This is a genomic window from Bacteriovorax sp. Seq25_V (genome assembly GCF_000447795.1).
Lineage (GTDB): Bacteria > Bdellovibrionota > Bacteriovoracia > Bacteriovoracales > Bacteriovoracaceae > Halobacteriovorax_A.
Map to the genome: position 1 here is coordinate 156,905 of NZ_AUNI01000011.1, position 21,120 is coordinate 178,024.

Here is a 21,120-nt window from a genome sequence, read left to right on the forward strand (position 1 = left end):
CGTATTAGGTAATATAAATCCGTTCTCGAGGATTAGACTTGGCTTTAAATATACTAATTGTTGACCCTGATGATGAATGGCTACAATCAGCCTCATCATTCTTTAAAGAGCAGTTTTATACTGTTAAGGTCGTCAATAATGGTAAGGATGCCCAGTTGGCATTGTACAATGAGAAGTACTTTGCTGTTCTCCTAAATTATTCTGTAAAGAATCATGCTGGTGGGCAAGTTTTAAAGTTTATTCGAACAAATCATCCTTCACAGAAAGTCATACTTATTTTTGAAAATGAAGACCTCTGCGGTGGCCAAGAGGGGATTGATAAATTTAAAAAGATGGGGGCAAGTGAAATTGCCATTAAGCCATTTGAAATGAGTCATCTTTCAGTTTTGCTTGAGGGGCATCAGTCTCTTGGAGATATGATGACATCACTTCCTAAGAAGGAAGGTGTTTCAGCTGAAGTTGAAGTGACAACTCAGGATGAGGAATTCACCTCTATTAGAATCGATGAGTTCTATTCTTCGCAAGCAGTTCTTTTTGATGTTTATGTAAAACTTGCAAGTGGACGTTATGTTAAAATTCTTCATGCTGGCGATACATTTTCAAAAGAAAGAATTGATAAGTATAAAAATGAAAAGGGCGTAGAGTTTCTATATTTCCACAAGAAAGATAGAAGAAAGTATATTCAGTTTAATAATTTTATCGCGAAAAAGTTGATTAATACAAAGAATGTAGGTGGTAATACTAGATTTAATCAGCTTAAGAATGTTGCAGATAAGTATATTGAAGAAGTTCATACGCAAGGGATGAAGCCACAGGTCATCGATCAAGGTAAAGAGATTGTAAGTAATATCTATTCTTTTGTTGAAAAACAAGCCGATCTCCATAAGATCTTAAAAGACTTTGAAGCATTTGATCCTAAAGCATACGAGCATAGTTTTATGGTTTCGGTATTTGCTACTGCGATCATTAAGCAGTTTGAGTGGCAATCTCAGATAACGATCGAATCAACAGCTTTAGCATGCCTATTTCACGATATTGGTAAGATGAAACTTCCAAAAGAAATTTATGACCTAAGGCCAGTTGAAATGGATGATGCTCAAATGGAGATCTATAAGAAGCATCCAGAATATGGCGTTGAGATGGTTGATAATAATCGAATGATTACCAATTCGGTAAAGCAGATAATATTGCAACATCACGAAGCTTATAATGGAACAGGTTTTCCGTATGGAATTAAATCGAGTAAGATTCTAACTCTTGCGAATATTGTATGTTGCGCAGATGACTTTGTTCACATTATGATCGATGAGGATTTACCTCCACCGCAAGCGCTCAAAAAGATGCTAATGGATCGAGAGCAAGTTGCCCGTTACAATTCAATGATTGTAGAAAATTTTATTAAAGTTTTTGTAGATCCCGCAAAAATTCTAAATAGTGATACAAAAAAAGTGTCTTAATAGATTAGTTTCTTAATGGAAGTCCCCTTGTATTGATTTGACCTCTTGTAAAATAACTTCATAAAGTCTTTATTCACAAGGAAAGGGTGTTTTCTATTTGATGCTCTAATAATGAAATTTTGCTTCTTTTCAATTTTTACGTTCGGAAGAGTATTCACAAAGTATGAAATTTCATAAGTATTAGTTTCATTTTTTGTGGTTTCAATTACAATTTTGAAAAACGGAACAGATAGGATCTTGTCAAGTTCTGCTGTTAGTTCATCATCTGTTTTATCTAAAATTATATGTGACTTCATTGAGATAAGTTCATTAAGGTATTCGCCAACTTTCTCCTCGTCTAGTGCCATTGAACCCGAAACCCAGTTTGTGCCGTCTGCAGATCTCTCCATGGCTAATGCAGCACTTGTTTGGCGCTGAGGATAGATCTTTATGCTCTTAACTTGATTCCAGTTAAAATTAAAGATCTGTGAGTCAATGATTGAAGAGAGCTCTATCTTTTCAAATGACATCTTTAGAACATTGATATGATAAATCGCATTGTCGCCAGAGACACTTAAATAAGTTGAATTATCAATAGGGTTAACAAGACCAAACGAGAGGGTTTTAAGTTCATCATTTTTATCTTTGATTGTTAGGGTTGAGATTGGATTATCTAAAGAGAAGTTTGCTAAGTTGATCTGGTCCTTTGGGTAGATTCTTTTTATCTTGATATCTTCGAGAGTCTCAAGAATTTTATTAACGATTTCAAGATTTGCATCAATAACCCTAGGCTTACTTAGTATCCAGTTATTGCCTTCTGCTTTATTTAAAGAGAATTCATCTATCGTTGTTTTAATTTTGATTTGCGTGATGCTTTCAACATCACTTTTAGAGAAAAGAAATTGTAACTTATTTAGCTCCTTACTTGAAAGGATAGGAGCTTGAAAGAATTCGCTGATAAGAGCACCAATTACAATGAAGGTTGCAAAAATTGAAATCAGTAGGGTAGATGTACTTTTCTTCGTTAATGTTGTCATGAGAAGATTTTACTTCTTAATCATCGAGATCGTCAAAGATATCGAAGTCATCTCCACCTGAAGATTTTTCTTCTTTGGTTTCTTCTTTGGCCGCAACAACGGTCTCAACGTCAGGCTCAATAGATCTTGTGAACTCACGGAGGATTGTTCGTTCACCTTCTTTTAAATAGGTAAACTTTATTCCGACGCGGTAAGATAATCTATTCTTAGAGATAATACGACTCTTCATATTGTAAGTACGACAAAATGTAACATCGGCGTTCATAACAAAACGTCTCGGTACTAAAAAGTCGAGGACTATGGATTGGCCAGTTAAGAATGGTTTACTGGAAAAAAAGTACATCTGATCCATATAGATCTCAGAAAGAATTGCCTTTCCAACAGAAATTTTTTCTTCTGGTATTGAAGGAATACGTTGCTTAACAACATTTCGTCCTTCATTACTCTCAAGACCAACTTCAAGGGCCACGACATTGTCTGGTAAAGCTTCTGCTTCTTGAGTTGCTGCTTGGTCACCAAGCATTTCTCTTGCCATTGCATCTGCGTCACTCTCTTCTTGATTAGCCTCTTCAGAGGGTGTTTCTTCTTCGCTTGTTTCGGCTTCACCTTTTTCTGCTGCTTCGGCCTCTGCAATAGCTCTTGCCATTTCATCTTCACCAAAATCATCGAGTTCTGAAGCGTCTTTAACTCCTGCACTGTCATCCTGGTGAAGAGAAGAGATGCTTCCTTTGGACTTGTATTCTTTCATCAAGTCTTCTAGTGGTGGGCGTTCTTGACCTTCTGATATACGTTCCTTAATAACGGCTTCAAGCTCGTCTCTAAGGGTCCATATTCGAAGTGAGATTTTTTTTATCAGAACTGGGTCTGAACTATTTCCGTATATCATTCTAACATTTTCTCACAAATACCTTCAAATGGGGCTTTGGAAAATATTACCTATGACGCTTTGTCTAAATGAAAGTTAGACTTAATTATAATCTTACATGAATGTCTATCTTTTTTATTTTCCATACTAAAGAGAGAAGTATCACATCACACAATGATTAGGAGGATCTATGATGTTAAGAAAAGCTCTGGGACTTGGTCTCGCTGTAGCAAGTACAATGGCAGTAGCAGGAAGTGCTGAACATGTACCAGGTGAGTTAATTGTAAAGTTAAAATCAAATGCTAACAAAAGTGCTTTCAATGCACTGGCATCAAATGGAGTGAATGTTCAAAGAACAATCGAGACATCTGGTGGAGAGTTATTCGTTGTAAAGTTTGATGAGTCTCAAAAAGGTGGAATTGAGTCAGTTCAAAATATGGTACAAGCAATGGAAGAAGTTGAGTATGCAGAGCCAAACTTCATTTATAGAATCGTTAAGCCAATCAAAGAAAAAGATCTAATTTCTGAAATTTTAGATATCGAGCCACAAGGTGTTTATTATACGCCAGCTGATCCAAAGTTTTCTCAACTATGGGGTCTTAATAACACAGGTTCAAATGCTCCGGCAGGTGACCGTGGTGTAGCAGGTGCTGACGTTGGTGCAATGAAGGCATGGGAAATTACTCAAGGTTCTAGAGCTGTAAGAGTTGCAGTTATTGATACGGGTATTGATTATAATCACCCAGACTTAGCTGACCAAATGTGGACAAACGAAGCGGAGTTAAATGGTCAACCAGGTGTTGATGATGATGGCAACGGATATATCGATGATATTCACGGTTATGACTTTGCAAATAATGATGGAGACCCAAAAGATGGTCACTCTCACGGTACACACTGTGCGGGAACAATCGGAGCATCTCATAACGCAATTGGTGTTGCTGGTGTAATGAGTGAAGTTGAATTTGTTGCTGTTAAATTCTTAACTGATGCTGGTTCAGGGACAACTGAAGGCGCGATTAAGTCTATTGATTACGCAACAAAAATGGGTGTTGATATTATGTCAAACTCTTGGGGTGGAGGCGGAAGGTCTGAAGCTCTTAAGGAAGCAATCGAAAGAGCAAACGCTGCAGGTATCGTATTTACTGCTGCTGCAGGTAACTCTTCAACTGATAATGATGCAAGACCACACTACCCATCAAACTATGAAGTTGATAACGTAATTTCTGTTGCGGCAACAACTGCAGCTGATGAGCTAGCTTCATTTTCTTGTTTTGGTAGAAGAACAGTTCATATTGGAGCTCCAGGACACAAGATCCTTTCTACTGTAAAAAATGGTGGATATGAGTCTTACTCAGGAACTTCAATGGCCACTCCACACGTAACAGGTGTTGTTGGTCTTTTAATTGCTAATGAAGGTAGATTAAATCCACTAGAAGTTAGGGAGAGAGTAATGAGAACATCTGATCCAGTTGCAGCTCTTAGAGGTAAAACAATCAACGGTGGTAGAATTAACGCTTTCAATCTTCTTACGAATACAATTCCAGACAGACAAGAACCAGATCCATCAAAATGGGAATCAGTATCTGTAGACGTTTGGGAAACTAGTCACCCATATGCAGACAATGCAAACGAAGTTAGAACTTTCAAGGTAGAGGGTGCAAAATTCATCAGATTAAACGTATCTAAATTTGAACTTGAAGATAGATATGATTACCTAGAAGTAAGAGACGCTCAAGGTAACCTTGTTGAAAAAATTAGTGGAAAAGGTGAAAACCACGAAGGTTTCTATGCAGCAGGTGATTCAATCACTGTTACATTTATTTCTGACAGATCAGTTAATAAGTGGGGATTTGAGATCTCTGATGTTAGCGTTCAGTACTAATTACAAAGACATGCTTAAATAGGAAAAGCCCACTTTATAGTGGGCTTTTTTTATATCTTAATTTCTTTTTAAACTTGAGTTTAAATTAGTTCCAAAGGTGCTTATATTTTCTTAAGAACTTTGAAAGAGATCCAACTTTATCAAGTGTTCTAATTGCACTTGTAGAAAGTCTTAGCTTAATTGTTTGTCCAGTTTCTGGATCAAAAACTCTCTTCGTTTGAAGATTTGGTTTTTGAGTCATTTTAGTTTTATTGTTTGCGTGAGAAACTTTATTCCCAACAAGTCTTCTTTTTCCAGTCAAGTCACATACACGGCTCATAACTACTTCCTTATATTAATCAATTTATTAGATTTTTTATCTATATAGGTTGAAGAATATATACAATTGTTAGCAAAAGGGCAAGAGATTTCTTCAATCTTCTGAATTCAGATAGTTACCTTAAATTTCAATAATTTGCATTCTTTTTTTGACAGTATTTTAAAATCAATGCTCTAATAACCAAACTTTTTAGTCAGACAAAATAACTATTTTAAAGGAAGAGCATGAAATTTCTTTTTTCTTTGTTTATCTCATTAAATATTTTTGCCGCAGTCGATCCTGCAGAGCTACTACTTTCTTCGTTTAGGTCACAATGCCCAAACGTTGTCTCGTTTTCTTCTTCAGCTACTTTATTACTGAATAATTATAAGAGTGTGTTACTTGAGCTCAAAGAGAGAGAGAAGTGTTATGGTTCAACAACTTCACTAACGAGTTTGGCTAATTTTGAAAAATCATATACACAGTTTGAATTGTATCGTCAGGCAAAGCTTGAGAAACAAACAAAAGAAAGACTAGTTGCGGATTATACTTTTTATTTAGCTCAGAACCAAATTAACCTGAGTGCTGAAGATATTGCTTTCTTGAAGGAAGAAATTTTCTCTAACCAGGCCGCAATTGTTGCAATGGATTCTGAAATCGTACGTTTTGAGTCAATGGGCCAGGGCTTTGAACAAGGAAGCCAGGCATTTTTAAATTCTTTTAATGAACTTCTCTCGTCTGTTGACGGTTCTAACCAGTGTTTATCTAAGACAGATAGCCTTTATGGAACACTACTTGGAAATGGTTTATCAATCGCGAGTCTTTTTACTTCTCCGGCAAGTTCATTATATCTATCGATGTCAGGCTCTGTTGTAAAATCTGTTTCTAACTATATTAATGATGCAAAATATACCTCTCTTCTAAATGAAGCAGATAGTATTCTTTGGCCAGAGGCTATTCGTTGTGTTTCTGAAGCAATGACTAAAAATTATTGTGGTGCCCTTCAAACACAGAATCTATTCAATGATTATGTTTCAGATGAAAATGATGAAGACAGAGTTATTTTTGAAGGTGTGGATCTTTTAAACTACTATATTAAAGGTCTTGATGAATGGCTTATTCAAGTTTTTGCGGGGTCTCCAATCACTTCGCAAGGCGATCTTACAGACAGGGAAAAGCCGATTCTCCAAGCAGAGCTTCTTGGTCGTATAGTTCGTTATATGCAAGGATATAAGACAATTAAGGATGGTGAGCTAGATACCCTTAATGAGCCAAATTTAACATCAAACGCTGTCTATGGATCAATTGTTGGTCTTTCATATATAATGAAGAACCCATCGACTTTAAATCCAACAACCTCTGAAGGTGGTTGTTATTCATCAGATTGTCACAGTGATGTACAAAATCCAATTTTTACAGCTCGAACGCAGACCGATTTACTTTTCCAGCTTTATGGATTTAATGAAATTCCAAGTGAATGTACAGTTGATGGTGTGCAAACAGCATGTCCAAGTCTTAAAACTTATCTGGATCAGAAGGGAATAAAACTTAATCGTCAAAATTGGCAAACAGCATATGCTAATGCTCAAACAATTGTTGCTGCAACACTTGATCAGGTAAATGTTCTTAGAGCAAGAACTGTATCATTTGATCCTGTTGGTTTATTTGTTTTGGCCAATAGAAACTTCAGCAATAAGCCAAACGCGCTTCAAGGTCTTGACGCTATTTATGATAATGGGCAAAGGGTTATTTCATATCTTAAAGAAATTGCGTGTGAGGATGAACCAGAGTTTTGTGAGGATAACGCTCCGACATGGATGAATTCATACTCTCTTCAGATTGAAGATGTTCAAGAGACAATCAAACTCACTGAAATGGTGATCGGATTGGTTAAAGAGGCTTCAAATCCAAGACCGATTTCTTCAGTGGATCTTCCTGAGAAATGTAATAAATCCCGTGATCAGGATATTTTTATTGTTATTGATTCAGCAAGAAAAGAGAAGGCCTTCGTTTTATCGACTTGTATCACTGATATCCTAGAGCTTGCAGAACGTGGCAATGACATTTATTTCTCAAAAATTCGCAGCATGGTTTCAATGGAACTCGAGGCGAAGCTTAAAAGAGGAGAACTTTCTTCTCGAGTAGAAGATGTTCTGCGGGCGACTCGTGATGACCTGATTGAAAGATTAACCACAGGTCTTTCGCAGTCTTCAAATGTTTCGATTGGACAGGTTTTAACTGGTCTTGATTCAAGTAAAGATATTACAAGAAAGACGATGAGCTCACTTCGTGATGTTTTTGAAAAACAAATTATTAAGTCAGTTAATGATAAGAATAATTCTAGCCGTGTAAAAACTGAACTTTGTTTTAGAGTTCTTCCACTTGTTGATAGATCAAAGGAGTCGAATAAATTTCTTCATGAAATCTATGACACATGTAAGTCAGAAGTCCTGACAGAAGTGAAGGGAACAAATAAACTCGTTTGGTCTGATTTTGTAAAGAGAGGGAAGAAATTCTTAAAAGCTTATGAGTATAAGCTTACTAAATCACAAGATGAGATGATTTGTGCTTTAGATTACTTCTTTATTGAAAATAAGTTATCTCGAGAAAGAAAGAAGCAGCAACGTCGCCATAGAAAAGAGTTAATTGAAAATGCAAAAATCTATTAGAAATATTGCACTTCTTATTCTTCTCGTCGCGGTAGGGTATTCATTTTATGCTTACTTTCACCGCGAGGTTCGGCCAAACTCACTTCGAAAGTTTTATAAGCAACAAGATGTTAGCAAGATTATAAAAGTTGAAGTTAATACTGGTGTTGAAGAAAAAAAGACCGATGAAGTGCAGAGGGCCCAGATCAATAATGATAAAGGAATGACTGAAGAAAAGGTTGCGGATATTTTAAAGGGGTCATTTGAGTCTTTGAAAAATGCAGATCGTGAATGTAAGAACACTACGGAAAAACTTTTAAAAGATCAGGACATAATTGATCCACGAGCGGGTCTTTTTAAATCGAACGAAGAAGTTATTTCGGTGCTGTCTGATGTATTAGGCAAAATTACTGGTAGGGCCTCTGTTTCGAGTGTTATGGCCATGATGATTGATGTTTATTCTGAAGTTGATTCAATTTCTACTGAAACATTTTTTAATAACCTTAATGGACTGATGATTTGTCGTAAGAATAGACTTCCAATTTTTTTAGATACTGTTGTTGAAGCTTTTGATGAAAAGAGATTTAATGAATCTGAAGTTGAAATTATTAGATCGACTTTAATTAAAACAAGTGAGCTTGCTTTGCAAACTGATCGCCTCAGCGACAATTTATTATATAGCTTGAATCTTATTCGCGTAGCAGCTTCATTATCAAAAGATTCGAAACTTAGGGATGCGTTGTTGTCTGAACTTGATGGTGTTTATGGGAGAATAGCACAGTTTGAAGATAATTTTTATGACTTTGGAAATGATAAGAGTATTCGAAACCCAGTCAGCAAGCTTGATGAGTACACTAAAGAGCTAGACTATATTGCTGAAGAGGTAAGCGGAATTACGAAAAAGTACTTTCCTGAATATCAAAATTAAACTCAATCTTCCATACACAGATATGTTGTTTTATCAATAGATCCTTGTTTAAGACAGAGGTCTCTTATTTTATACATTATCCACATTCGAATAGGACGAGGGTATTTAATCTTTCCATCTTGTCCCTTTGTGAGCTCAGAATAAAAGTACTCACTGTTTGGATAATTCATCTTAACTTGATTGAAGACATCCTTCGTAAACCGAACAACCCCAATTGAGATATACTCTAACTGGTTAAGAGGGATAACTTCGCTAATGCTTTTGATAAGCACTTCATACTCTTCAATAATTCCCTCTGTGTAAATAATCGGATCAAGATGAATACCAATTGGATGTCCTAAATTATAGAGTCTTTTTATCGCCAGAAGTCGAGCTTTAAGCCTTGGTGTTTTTAGGTCGTGATCCTTTATTCGAGAATCAGGCGATAAGGAGAAAGAGGTAATCATATTTGGTATTGGAGTGAGTTTTTCGATTTCCTTCGTGTTTACTGATTTTGTACGTAGCTCAACAAAGGCATTGGGGTATTTCACAAAGAGATCATAGTAGTCGCTAAGTTCCTTTGTCACATGGGAAAGCGCAAGTGTGTCAGAGAACTCGCCAGCATGGAACCAGATTTCTTTGGTCGATTTTTTTTGATGAGCGAGGATTGTCGCTTCGATTTCTGCAACTATGTCTTGATGATTGACGAAGAAAACAAGATCTGGCGAATCGAAGTAGCCTTGAAGATAGCAGTAAGTACATTCATAGATACAGTTATAGGCATGAATATAGTAGTAATGTGGGGCACCACTGACTCCATAGGCATCAGGGGCCTCTTTTACAAGACTTCCTTTCTTCTTTGCGATAAAAAGATTGAGATTCTCTCTCTTCTCAAGATATGGCTTTTTGTATTTCCCAAAGTAGTCGGTGTAGTTATCAATTTCGATAACCTCAGCTTTCTTGAAGTAATCTGTAATTCTTCTCGCATAATCATCTTGAATAAGTTCTTTCTCAATGAATATTTTTCCTATCATAAGCTAAAATTTTCCTTCAAAGATCTCGTTGAGTTTAGCCCAGTTAAATTTTTCGAGGCGATTCATTTTGATTTGAAAGTCTTCTTTGGAGCTTATTTGTGCTGAAAGGTTAAGGCCTGGTCTCTCAAGGGATTCATCAAACTTGATAACCATATCTTGAGTGTTAATTTCTCTTTTAAGATCTTCTAATGCTTTATTAATTTTATACTTTAGAGGATAAAGTTTTCTTTTTAGGGAGTCCTCGAGTTCTTTTGCTCGCATCTTAGGGAGTAAGTCCTGGGACTTTATCTCTTCGACTTTTATATCTTGAAGTAGAGTATCTTCTGTTAAGTTTGGATACTTGTTTAGAAGTGAATCTATAAGATTTGTGATTGATCTTTTCAAGGAGACTGTGAAGTAGAAGTTTTTATCTTCAAATACTTTATAATTTGAAGAGAGTAGTTCTTCACTGCTGTCTTTGAAGTGTGTCAGGTAATGATGAAAAAGCTTATCGCTATAGTCTTCAGCATTCTCTTTGATATATTCACAGATTGCAGCTTCTTTAATATGATCTGAGACAAGTTTGATTGACCTAATCGATCTCCCAAAATCTTTTGCTACCTTGCAAAGGGCCCATAGCTCACGGTCAACAAGTGGTGCAATATTGTTTAGCTCTCCTGCTTTCGAAGTTGTGAGAACTCTTTCTTTCGCAGTAATACAATTTGTTGAGCTTTTACTTAGAGATGAGCAGGGAAAGGACTTAAACTCATCCTCACAGTATACATGTGCTACTTCGTGAATCGAACCTAGCTCTATTGATGGTGTCAGAGCTCCACATATCCCAATATTTATAATTTCTTCCACGCTGGTTAAGAGACCAAGGGCAAAAGATAGTTTGCTCATTGAATCGAAAATTCCTTCCCCGACAATCAGTAGAGACTCATTTTCGCCAATATATAGCTCATTCAACCTCGGATGAGATTTTAGTGGTATATTTTTCAGGAAAATTTGCGCTTCACCACGATGGGCAAAAACTAGAAGCTTCATGGGCGATACCTTAACGATTGCTAATAACTTTGTTATCATCTATATAATTTAATTGATTTTAAGTCCACTTTTGGAGGTCCCTTTGGAAACCCTTTTATCAAAATTCTCAAAAATACCAATAAGTTTTGGCGGAGCGAGTATCTCAGGTGAAGGTGCTGGGTACGGATTTGGGGATATTTCTGAAAGTGAAGCGATTAAGCTTCTTCACTACGCTCAAGAACGCGGAATTCAAATCTATGATACTGCTCCAATTTATGGCTTTGGTGAGTCTGAAAAACGAATAGGAAAGGCCTTTAAAAAGAGAAGGGATGAAGTCTTTATTGTGTCAAAATCTGGTGTGACGTGGGCCAAGAATAAGCGTGTGGATATGAGCAATGACCCGAAGGTGACAGAGTCGATGCTCATTCAATCTCTAAGAGATCTCGATAGTGACTATATTGATCTTTATATGGTTCACTGGCCAGATGCGAGAGTCGATATTAGAAGACCTATGGAGGTTCTGGCAAAAGCACAGGCTCAAGGAAAGATTAAACATATTGGCCTATGCAATACAAATAAAGAAGACTTCATATTGGCCAGTGAGGTTGCTAAGATTGAGACTATACAGTCTCAATTAAACTTCTTTGAAAGGGAGAGTGTTGATTCAATACTTCCTATTTGCAAAGAATTTAGTGCAAGTTTTATGAGTTGGGGGACTCTGGATAAGGGAATTCTTACCGGGCGTGTGACCAGGGATCGTAAGTTTGATCGCGATGATTGTCGTTCTTGGGCACCTTGGTGGAAGCAGATGGATAAGGAGTCTAAGTTTAAGAAGATGGATATAATCACTCCGATTCTTAGGGAAAAAGAGCATACACCTCTTGAACTTGCGATAAGTTACAATCTTTCTCTAAAGGAAGTAACGACTGTGCTTTGCGGGGCAAGAAATGCCAATCAGCTTGATGGTCTTCTTGATGCTCTTGAAAAACGTGTTGATCCAGTGCTGATTGAAGAATTATCAAAAATTTAGGAATAATTTACTTGGTGATAATTTTATTATTGTTAGAATGTTTACAAGCTTAAAGCGTGGGTGTATCTAGCCCTCGTCTTTAAATTAAGAGGTAAGACATGAAGACTATACTTTTATCAATGCTAGTAACACCAATGATCTTTGCAGCTCCTGCTGTTATACCTGAAGTAAAGAAGATTCAGGTTAGTGGAAAGACTTTTGTAAGTATCAAGAACCCAACATCAAACCTAATTTTTTGTCATGTTAAGACTAAGTCAGAATCACCGGTTGAAAGAGAAATTGCGAGTGCAAAATATCTTGAACTCTCGGGGTATGAAGTAACGACGGTTGCCTATGAGTCTAATGATGGGCACACATTTGTAAGTGATGTGAAGGTTTCTTGTCAAAATAGATAATTAGTCGAGAAGGTTTAGGTGGCCCATTTTAATTGGGCGCCTATCTCCCAAGAAATATAATTCCCCTGATTTTAAATTTAGAGAATGTTTTTCTCTGCGATCAAAATCTTTACTTAATTGAAAAGTGATTAGATATTTTTCTATCTGTATTGCTACATTATTTTCTCCTACTAGGAGAAGGTCCTTGTTGACTCCTTTTTGTGTCTTCGTGTGGAGTACTTTCTGGCCATCAGTTAATTCAATTTTGATATTTCCTTTAAAGTAGTGACCGGTATGAGTAAGATCCATTTCCATCTTTACTGCATAAACAGGGTAGCGATCGGAATAGACATTCTTATCGACAATAAAATTGTATTGTCCATTGTCGATATATATAGGCCTAACTAGCGTGTAGCTCTTTTTAAGCTCTGAAAATAGAGTATTTAAATTTAAAGAAAATGGAGGAGGGGGAGTTTCTACTTCGGGCATTGCTGGAACTGCAAGTTCAACTTGTTTCATCGATGCCTTCATCGCTTCTTGTTTAGATGCCTCTAGTTTTTGAGTGAGATTTACTATTTGTTTTCCTAGGTCCTCATATTCTGATTTCTCAAGAATAACGATAGCGTTTCTTTCTTGAAGGCTTAGTCCCATATTAGCAAGTAAGAGTAAGAACACTTTCGAGAGATCAGCATCTGGTGCTTGAAGTTTTTGGCGTATAGATTCAGTAAACTCTGAATTCGTATCTACCATTGGTGTTTTTGAAAATAAGTTCTTTCCTAGGATTAGACCGAGTGCGAAGACAATAACTGTAATTGAAGCTTTCTTTAACATTTGTGGTTTACATTAACTTGTTTGAGTCAGGATCAATGATAACTTCATCCTTAATACCAAGCTCCATTGTTTTTTGATAGAAAATCTCAAGGGATCTTTCCCATGGAGAATTCTCTATTTTATTATCAAGGAAATCAATGAGGTGCGGAAGGAGTTGCTCACAGTAATCTTCTGAACTTTCTCTTGGAAGAAGGGATGGAAGGTGATCAATCGCCGTGATTAGAAGTTCACCGTTGTAATCCATATTAAGGATTGGCATATCCATTGTTGTAATCTGATTATAAATTGGAAGTGGATTACAAGGACCTGTTGGGTCACAAGCAACATCACTTATAACTTTTAAATTTCTTTCACCCTTTAAAATTTCTGCATTTAAAAATGGGGGTCTCGGTTTCTTTGCAAGAGCACAGTTGATAAGAATATCAAAATCTATAATCTCTGGAATTGGGCCAATTCCTTTAGTGTCTTTCGTACTCCAACAAACAGGCTCAATGCCAATTGAGCGCAGAAGCTTAACTGCTCCTGTACCACAGCGACCTTTTGCTCCAATAATGAGAACTCGAGGCTTCATATTCAGTTCATCAAAATGTGAGAGAACTTCTGTGATTAATGCCTGGCTATTTGGCCATTCTTCTAATGGCGCTTTGTCATTATAGTGAAGTCCTTTCTGATTAAAACTCCATGTGTTTACAGCAAGCGCCGCTCCAACAAATCCGGCCCAAACACCAAAAGCAGAAATACGCTTTCCGTCTTCATAAGTTAGGTACTCAAGATCGTATAATTTTCCCTCGCCTTGGATAAAACGAGTAAGCATTTTTGTTGATCCCTCTTGGCCTTTGTAAACGTGAGCAAAGTGGATATGGCGATGAATAAGAGGAAAATCTTGATCTTCTAGTTCTTTCAGACCCACAATGATGGCGCCCTTTGGCGCGTCAGTGATCCAAGAATTAGGCTTAACGATTTTGAGTCCGAGACGCTTAAACTCTTCGTCTGTATAGATTCTATTTGGAGATGATTCGACAATAACCTCGTGACCAAGCATTGCGAGAGTACGACAGGCCTCTGGTGTGAGAGCTGATCTTCTCTCAAATGGTTTCGTTTCGTGTCTTAGCCAAACAGTTTTTCCCAAAATAGACTCCTCATCGTATTTAAAATTAAATACCAAATATTTATATAGCCCAATTCATGGGGTTGTACATCATTTTTTGAAATATTTTCAAGAAATTAACAATATAATTACCTGAAATTATTAAAAAGGTACAGAAAGATAAATTTGGTGAATGGCCGATACCCACATATCATCTTGTGGATTGTTGTAGGGAGTCTTCAAGCCGTAGAAGAATTTGAAGTGCTTGAAGGTCGCACCGAAGCGATAGCTTAGAAAGTCTGTATCAATTTTAAAGAGCATGCGCAGTGGAGATTCTTTAGTGAATTTCATCTTAAAGCCTGCATAGAGACCATCAAAAACAGAGTACTTTTGGCGATGGAAGATTCCATAGATTGCTTCTAGTTTGACGAGATTAAGTTCATAAGTCTTTGAGTAATTAAAGTGAAAGAGAGGAGCATTACCGATCTTATTATCGACTTCACTTCCTGCATCTAGTACTCGTAGGTCTTTTACCTCAAAATGAAACTTTTCTGTCTGTGTTTGCTTTGTGACTCCGAAATCGAGGACATAATCTTTTTGAACTTTTTTAATATCATCAAGAGAGATGAGATCATTATCTGTCGCAACGGCTGTGGCATTCTTTGTCACATCAAGGTCTGAACGTTCACTCATATAGATTGATGTCTTAAAAATATATTCAGGATTATGTCTCGATCTAATCAAAGAGCTTAGTCCATAATTCATTTCTTTCTGTAGATAGACTTTGGCTTCCGGTGCAAGGGCATTGAGTTGGTTGTTGATGGAGATCGATGTTCCAACGGAGAAGTTTCCAAAGAGGCTTGGTAAAATATCGTAATTCGACAGCCGGATATAAGGGAGTGGAACTCCTAGTTCGATATATGCCTGGAGAAATTTCTCTGTATTAACATTCTTTCCTAAGATTTTATTTGTTTCTGTTATTTGATCAGACTCAGAGCTCTGATCAGTAGAAGTAGAAATATCTCCAATTAAGTCTTTTAGTCCTGAAGAAACGTTGAGGTCAAGTTCAAAGAAGGATTGGTGAGATGGTGAAAGAAGTTCTCTGTCGATGATTGAGCGGTCTTTTAGCAAACGAAAGCGATTGAGCTCACTTCTAATATTCTTGATGGCAAAGCAATTTAGTGATAACACTAATAAGATAAAGTATTTCATCTAAGTATTATAAATTTAATCGGAATCCCTGTGAAGAAAAAATTTGTTGTTTACACAAGCCTAAGCTTACAGTCATATGAAGAGTATGGAATCGGCATTCCAATGCGCAATGACCGAGTGACAATTCCTTTTGAGAATGCGAAGGCAAAATATCAAATTGAAGAAACGGCAAAGGATAGTTATCAGCACTTGACGCTTGATGATTTGTCGCTTTGTCATACTCCTGAATATCTTGATCTCGTCAGAAATAATCCTGATCAGGTTGTGTTAAAAACTTATGAATTGATTAAAGCGGATGGAAGTTATAATCGCTACGATCCAAATAGCGCCAAAAAACCTCTCTCTGAGTTTATCGATAAGGCCATGCTCCATGTAAATGGAACCTATGAAGCTTGTCAGAGAGCTTTAACAAATAAGTTCTGTTATCATTTGGGCGGTGGAATGCACCATGCGATGAGTTTTACTCCTGGTGGTTTTTGTATGTTCAACGACATGGTTTTAACAATCAGAAAGATGCAAAAAGAAGGAATCATCAAGAAGGCGATGATTATTGATATGGATGCTCACAAAGGTGATGGCACTGCTGAAGTGAGTTTTGGTGATGATTCTATTAAGACTTTCTCAATCCATATGAAAAATGGCTGGCCACTTGATGGGGACAAAGACTCAAAGAGTTTTACACCAAGTGATTTGGACGTAGGTGTTCTTCTAGAAGATGACTACCTGTCAATTTTCAAAGAAAAGGTTGTTGAATTTCAAAATATAACTGGGGACGTTGATCTTTGTATTGTTGTTCATGGGGCAGATGTTTACGAGCATGATGAACTTGAAAGTGCTAATCAGATCAAATTAACTTTAGAAGAAGTGAAGGAGAGAGATTCTTTTATCTTTAATTTTCTTCGTGAAAAAAATATCCCTCAGGCCTGGGTGATGGCCGGAGGGTATGGAAAAAGAACTCACGAGGTCTTTTGGCAATTCCTCGATTATTCTTTAAGTGAGCTCGATTAGAGCTCTTCGTGGGCCATGATTCTCTTCATTGGCCTAAAGTAAGTTCTTGGTGTGTAGTCAAGAAGATCAGATACTCTTGTCATATAAATACAAGCATACTTTTCTACTTGGTCCGCAAAACGAGATTCTTCCTGTCCTGCACGCATCATCTCTCCCCAGTACGGATTGTAGAATTCACGGTATTTATCGAGTAGATCAGAAATCTGAGTATTCACACGGTCAATTTCTGCGTAAACCTTATTGATATCATCCTTATTATAATTTTCTGGATCTTCGTGTTTTAAAATTTCAATCATATTAAGATTTCTTTCTAATTCTTCTTTTGAAACCATAAGCTTATCAATTTCTTGTTGAACTGATTTTGATTTCTTATTGGCCTCAAGCTCTTCTTCAAGTGGTTCAAGAACAAGCGCTGTTCTCCAGTTAAATGTTTTCTTGAGTGATAGAACGTCACCAAAAATATGGTCACCAACGTAGAGAATCTCTTCTCCATCAAGCCCTAAGTCATCTTGCAGTTTTCCGGCCCAACCACCTTGGAAGATACCTTCAGTGATTTTGCCTTCAGCGTTGCTCATTAATCCTGTTTCTGGATCGATATTTAAGAACATATTCTTTGAAGTAAAGAAGCGAGGTTTTCCCGCAAGGCAAACTACGATTTCAAAAAGATCTTTCCAATCTTCACCTTCTTCTAGAAAAGGATTAATTGTGTATTCCATTAGCTTCTTCGTCCACCACCATTCAGAGTTCGTGATAACCATTAGTTTTTTTCCAAAACGCTTAAACCTTTCAAGAAGTTTTACGATATTTGGGTCTTGAACGATGAAGTCTTCAATATGAGCAACAGCGTATTCTTTGAGAGAACCATCAGAGTGAGCAACGTCAATAGCTTCTTTGATATCATCTGCAAGTTTTGCGTAGTCTGGAAGATCCATTCCCTTGTCTTTGAGGTCAACAAGTTGAGCGTACATAATCCCGTTAGAAACTGAGAAATTTGTATCCATTGACTGAAAGTTTGGAGAACGAAGATCGATAACTTTATTCTTATACAGCTCGTGCTGCTCTTTAAATGGGATTGGCTCAAGACCATGATGAGCAATTTTCACTTTCCCAAAACGCGATACTTGAAGAAGATTACCCTTAGGCTTGTCGATAACAAGACCTTGAATAACAAGTTGGAAATCAAATTTAAGATCTGTAATTTCTTGTGGGTAGTTTTTAAGTTCCACAAGTTTTTGTAGTACAAGGCCATGAACAAACTTTTCAAATGCTTCTGACTTGTAACGAACAAGTGTGTAATCCATATCGAAACCAATGGCCTTAATTTTTTTCATATTTAATGTTCTATTCACATAGACTGGCATATTTCCTCACTTTTTTATTTTTTTCTCCCCGGTAATCAATAATAGGGGGGACCTACTAGTATATATAGAATGATTTTAAAGTGTAAAGTCTTATAATTGCGTTAGAGTTCGATTAAATCTAGATATTCGGTCATTTTTAAGTTATGAACAGGTCATCAACTTATTAGGGGTGTCATATATGAGAAAGATCGTTCTACTTACTACTTTATTTGTTTGTCAGTTTGTCTCTGCTCTTGATTTCAAGGTCTTTGGCCCGTGTCAAGATGAGCCGTTACTTCATGAGAAAGTCGAATATGTACTACCTGTCAGTGTAGGCCAGTTAACTGTGGATATTTTTGACAAAAATGAAGTGCCTTATATTGGTGCAACTGCATATATGCAATCAATCTTCAATACACCATTTGGACTTGATGCGATGGAAGTTATATCTGATACGTATATGAGAAGTCATGGTTGGGTTTTTTCAGTCAATGGTAATGTACCAGATGTTTACCCACATGAAGTAATAGTATCAAATAGTGATAGTGTTATTTGGTACTACGGTTATGTTGTTTACGATACGGGTGTTTGGGCAACAGAATATCTTTATACGAATACTCTTAAGCCAGAGCAATTTTGCCAATAATATCTTGTCATTGAAGAAATAACTGAGTATCTTTTTACTAGTCTTTAATGACAAATTCTCAGGGCCTTTAGCTCAGCTGGGAGAGCGCTTCGCTGGCAGCGAAGAGGTCAGCGGTTCGATCCCGCTAAGGTCCACCAAAATAAAAAAGGAAACTAAGTGTTTCCTTTTTTATTTTAGATCGATCTTTAATGATGTGAGAATTGCTTCAGGTGGTTAACGAGCACTAACTCAGTCACTATCCGATTAGTTGGACATACAGTTTTTTAATTCTACGGTAGAAAAAATTTCTTTGAATTCAGCAATGCCCTCAGTGAATTTGCCTGACTGATCCTTGCTTAATACGATGGTTGTTAAAGAATCTGCTCCCTGTTTTGGACAATATATCGATACTTGCTTAAAACCTGCACTTATTCCTTTTGCTTCACATTCTGAAAAGGAGAGGTTCACGTTGACTGGATTTTTAGAGTCATCTACTAATATCTCTACAAGTTTTGTGGTAATTTCAGCTGATTCTTGGTTGGGAAATTTAATCATGATTGTGCCAATAAGTTTATTGTCATTCCAGAAGTAGCCTTCTGCATCGCATGTGATTCTCTCAAGCGCAAAAATTGAAAATGAGCTCATCATCAGTAACCCAAAAATTAATATCTTCATAAATACCTCGACCTAAAATTCAATATTCAACCCCTAAATGGGTCAGAATTGTTTGCCTTCTTATACAATGATTTGGGGCCATAGTTCATTTTTTTGAAATTCTTACAGAGCATGTAAACTTTTCGATGACCTAACAATCCTACACCTTAGCGAAGTATCCAAGGCAATAATCTTATGCATATCTTTTTTGTCGTTATTTTATGAGAAATATTCGGCCATAATCATTTTAAAGAATGTTTTAGTTGTTTTTTTGTATGCATAACAGTCTTCGATCAGAATGCGATGAACAACAAGGCCACAAAAATGCATGTCAATCATTCGACAGACCTCATCGAGTCGAGATTTTGATATCTTGATGTTAAATTTTTTGGCATATACGTTTGCCCATTCTTCAATTGAATTATTGAGCCATTCTTGTAGTAGCCCTTTGTATTTGTCATCACATGAGGTATTGCTAATAAAGTAGAGGAGGGAGCTATAAAGTACTTTTTGCTCTTGAAAGTCATCAAAAGCAAAATCAATAAGTACTGAGTGAAAGTGGTTGATGTCTTTGAACTCTAGCTCTGAAAAGGCCATCGTCAGTTCGCTCGTGATATTCTTAGCTACTGTGAAAAAAATTTCATCAATACTTTCAAAATGGTGATAAATTCCACCTTTAGAAATACCCGTCTCTTCAACGAGCCTTGCTGTGGTCAGAGACTTGTGTCCTTCATTTGTGAGAATTTTTGTCGCTATTGTAATAATCTTTTCTTTTGTATCCATTTTTAAACTTTATAACCGACCATTCGGTCTGTAAAGGGGTAGGTTAAAACAATGTTAAAAGCTAATCTGATCAAATCTAGTACGGGAGGTTATTGTTGTTTTTATCTAGATAATTTCGCTATTCAAATATTATGTTGGTTGTTACTTTTATCATGAATTGACTAAATAATTTACACTTCAATTATTTAACTTCTTGAAATCTCGACCTCTTTTTTGGTTCTGTTTTTGCAAAGAATTGAGAAATATCTTGGAGGAAAATACTCATGAAACCTATAATTGTCATTTTTATGTTTTTTATGGCGATCAACACATATGCTCTTGTTGGTGATGAGACATGTGTAGAATGGTCCCTAATAAATAAAGTCACGAGGTTTCCTGAGCACACTCCAGATAAATCTTTTACAAATGTATGGAACTGTTCAACACCAAGCGGTACAGGTCATAGAAGATTTTATGAATGTAACCGTATAGAAAAAAAGTGTATTTCCTGGTCGCCAAGTCCTTCAGAGCATCAAGCAGAAATTATTGCTAAATCTATCTCAGATAGAATTATATCTCAATTAAAAGAAACGAATCTTGAAGCACAAAATAACTATGCGAAAGATACATATTCACTGATTGAAACGTATACGAATACTATGTCTGAATTTCTATCAAACGTGTTATCTACATTAAAAGATAAACAAAAAAATGAGGAAAGATAATATGAAGTCGATAGTTTTTTTGTTCTTATTATCTTTTAATTGTTTTGCACTTGTTGGTGATGAAGTTTGTCATGAATATGCAATATTAAAGACTCAAGCTCTATGCTTTAATAATTGTGCTGAAGTTCCATACCAAAAAGAGATCTGTATAAAGTGGGGGGGGAGTCCTAGTCAGGTAAAGTCCCAACTCATTGCAAATAAAATTAATCAAAAACTTGAAAGCTCTTTGAAAGAAGTTAACACTAAGTCTCATAGAGAAATTATGAAAAAAGTCAATCAGGCTCTAACCAAATTAGATTCGACGAACTCAGATTTTGTAAATGGATTTAATGCAATACTGGAATCAAAGGAATAAAG

Annotated in this window: 21 protein-coding genes and 1 tRNA gene; 11 read left to right on the forward strand and 11 right to left on the reverse strand. The window is 36.5% G+C overall.

Features of this window, described 5'->3' with window-relative positions; genetic code table 11:
* Positions 1-38 precede the first annotated feature (38 nt).
* A complete protein-coding gene (locus M900_RS05820) occupies positions 39-1,457 on the forward strand; it encodes an HD domain-containing phosphohydrolase (RefSeq protein ID WP_021273885.1) in 1,419 nt (472 codons plus the stop codon).
* Here the strand turns inward: M900_RS05820 and M900_RS05825 are convergent.
* Both M900_RS05825 and M900_RS05830 read right to left on the reverse strand, forming a co-directional pair.
* On the reverse strand, positions 1,454-2,473 hold the full coding sequence (locus tag M900_RS05825; RefSeq protein WP_021273910.1) for a DUF4340 domain-containing protein: 1,020 nt from the start codon (positions 2,471-2,473) through the stop codon (positions 1,454-1,456). The two genes, M900_RS05820 and M900_RS05825, sit on opposite strands and share 4 nt — an antisense overlap.
* 16 nt (positions 2,474-2,489) lie before the next feature.
* Positions 2,490-3,359: a hypothetical protein gene (locus tag M900_RS05830; RefSeq protein ID WP_021273774.1), complete on the reverse strand. Its 870-nt coding sequence runs from the start codon at positions 3,357-3,359 to the stop codon at positions 2,490-2,492.
* A gap of 169 nt (positions 3,360-3,528) precedes the next feature.
* Between M900_RS05830 and M900_RS05835 the strand changes: the two genes are divergently transcribed.
* Entirely contained in the window at positions 3,529-5,223 is a 1,695-nt protein-coding gene (locus tag M900_RS05835; RefSeq protein WP_052600780.1) for a S8 family serine peptidase, read from the forward strand.
* Positions 5,224-5,308: 85 nt separating this feature from the next.
* Here M900_RS05835 and rpmB read toward each other — a convergent pair whose 3' ends face one another.
* Positions 5,309-5,542, reverse strand: coding sequence for a 50S ribosomal protein L28 (rpmB, locus tag M900_RS05840; RefSeq protein WP_021273887.1), 234 nt, complete (start codon positions 5,540-5,542; stop codon positions 5,309-5,311).
* Positions 5,543-5,766: 224 nt separating this feature from the next.
* Here rpmB and M900_RS05845 point away from each other — a divergent pair, with 224 nt between their 5' ends.
* The gene (locus M900_RS05845) at positions 5,767-8,190 is read left to right on the forward strand and encodes a hypothetical protein (RefSeq protein WP_021273801.1); all 2,424 of its coding nucleotides are present in this window, start codon (positions 5,767-5,769) and stop codon (positions 8,188-8,190) included.
* Entirely contained in the window at positions 8,174-9,097 is a 924-nt protein-coding gene (locus tag M900_RS05850) for a hypothetical protein (RefSeq protein ID WP_021273899.1), read from the forward strand. Before M900_RS05845 ends, M900_RS05850 begins: the two co-directional genes overlap by 17 nt.
* Before the next feature lie 2 nt (positions 9,098-9,099).
* Here the strand turns inward: M900_RS05850 and M900_RS05855 are convergent, their stop codons facing one another.
* On the reverse strand, positions 9,100-10,110 hold the full coding sequence (locus tag M900_RS05855; RefSeq protein WP_021273955.1) for a spore photoproduct lyase family protein: 1,011 nt from the start codon (positions 10,108-10,110) through the stop codon (positions 9,100-9,102).
* A gap of 3 nt (positions 10,111-10,113) precedes the next feature.
* Entirely contained in the window at positions 10,114-11,136 is a 1,023-nt protein-coding gene (locus M900_RS05860; RefSeq protein ID WP_021273821.1) for a phosphorylase, read from the reverse strand.
* Between the two features lie 82 nt (positions 11,137-11,218).
* Between M900_RS05860 and M900_RS05865 the strand changes: the two genes are divergently transcribed.
* Positions 11,219-12,145: an aldo/keto reductase gene (locus tag M900_RS05865; protein ID WP_021273912.1), complete on the forward strand. Its 927-nt coding sequence runs from the start codon at positions 11,219-11,221 to the stop codon at positions 12,143-12,145.
* A 98-nt stretch (positions 12,146-12,243) separates the two neighbouring features.
* Positions 12,244-12,540 carry a hypothetical protein gene (locus M900_RS05870; RefSeq protein ID WP_021273839.1) on the forward strand — a complete coding sequence of 99 codons (297 nt, stop codon included), beginning with the start codon at positions 12,244-12,246 and terminating at the stop codon, positions 12,538-12,540.
* On the opposite strand, the gene M900_RS05875 is transcribed toward M900_RS05870, so the two are convergent.
* From M900_RS05875 to M900_RS05885, 3 genes are all read right to left on the reverse strand, one after another.
* Positions 12,541-13,350: a hypothetical protein gene (locus tag M900_RS05875; RefSeq protein ID WP_034731567.1), complete on the reverse strand. Its 810-nt coding sequence runs from the start codon at positions 13,348-13,350 to the stop codon at positions 12,541-12,543.
* A gap of 7 nt (positions 13,351-13,357) precedes the next feature.
* Complete coding sequence (locus M900_RS05880) at positions 13,358-14,479, reverse strand: saccharopine dehydrogenase (protein WP_021273796.1); 1,122 nt, start codon at positions 14,477-14,479, stop codon at positions 13,358-13,360.
* A gap of 120 nt (positions 14,480-14,599) precedes the next feature.
* The gene (locus M900_RS05885) at positions 14,600-15,649 is read right to left on the reverse strand and encodes a hypothetical protein (protein WP_021273806.1); all 1,050 of its coding nucleotides are present in this window, start codon (positions 15,647-15,649) and stop codon (positions 14,600-14,602) included.
* Positions 15,650-15,679: 30 nt separating this feature from the next.
* Between M900_RS05885 and M900_RS05890 the strand changes: the two genes are divergently transcribed.
* On the forward strand, positions 15,680-16,657 hold the full coding sequence (locus tag M900_RS05890) for a histone deacetylase (RefSeq protein ID WP_021273900.1): 978 nt from the start codon (positions 15,680-15,682) through the stop codon (positions 16,655-16,657).
* On the opposite strand, the gene M900_RS05895 is transcribed toward M900_RS05890, so the two are convergent.
* Positions 16,654-18,018, reverse strand: coding sequence for an HAD-IG family 5'-nucleotidase (locus M900_RS05895; protein WP_021273816.1), 1,365 nt, complete (start codon positions 18,016-18,018; stop codon positions 16,654-16,656). The two genes, M900_RS05890 and M900_RS05895, sit on opposite strands and share 4 nt — an antisense overlap.
* Before the next feature lie 178 nt (positions 18,019-18,196).
* Between M900_RS05895 and M900_RS05900 the strand changes: the two genes are divergently transcribed.
* Positions 18,197-18,643, forward strand: a complete 447-nt coding sequence (locus M900_RS05900; protein WP_021273814.1) for a DUF4430 domain-containing protein — start codon at positions 18,197-18,199, stop codon at positions 18,641-18,643.
* Positions 18,644-18,704: 61 nt separating this feature from the next.
* Positions 18,705-18,780: transfer RNA gene (locus tag M900_RS05905), tRNA-Ala, on the forward strand.
* A gap of 106 nt (positions 18,781-18,886) precedes the next feature.
* Here M900_RS05905 and M900_RS05910 read toward each other — a convergent pair.
* Positions 18,887-19,297, reverse strand: a complete 411-nt coding sequence (locus M900_RS05910) for a hypothetical protein (protein ID WP_034731570.1) — start codon at positions 19,295-19,297, stop codon at positions 18,887-18,889.
* A gap of 198 nt (positions 19,298-19,495) precedes the next feature.
* The gene (locus tag M900_RS17005) at positions 19,496-20,059 is read right to left on the reverse strand and encodes a TetR/AcrR family transcriptional regulator (protein ID WP_021273855.1); all 564 of its coding nucleotides are present in this window, start codon (positions 20,057-20,059) and stop codon (positions 19,496-19,498) included.
* 263 nt (positions 20,060-20,322) lie between these two features.
* Here M900_RS17005 and M900_RS05920 point away from each other — a divergent pair, with 263 nt between their 5' ends.
* Positions 20,323-20,763, forward strand: a complete 441-nt coding sequence (locus tag M900_RS05920) for a hypothetical protein (protein ID WP_021273840.1) — start codon at positions 20,323-20,325, stop codon at positions 20,761-20,763.
* A gap of 1 nt (position 20,764) precedes the next feature.
* The gene (locus M900_RS05925) at positions 20,765-21,118 is read left to right on the forward strand and encodes a hypothetical protein (protein ID WP_021273807.1); all 354 of its coding nucleotides are present in this window, start codon (positions 20,765-20,767) and stop codon (positions 21,116-21,118) included.
* The last annotated feature ends 2 nt before the right edge of the window (positions 21,119-21,120 follow it).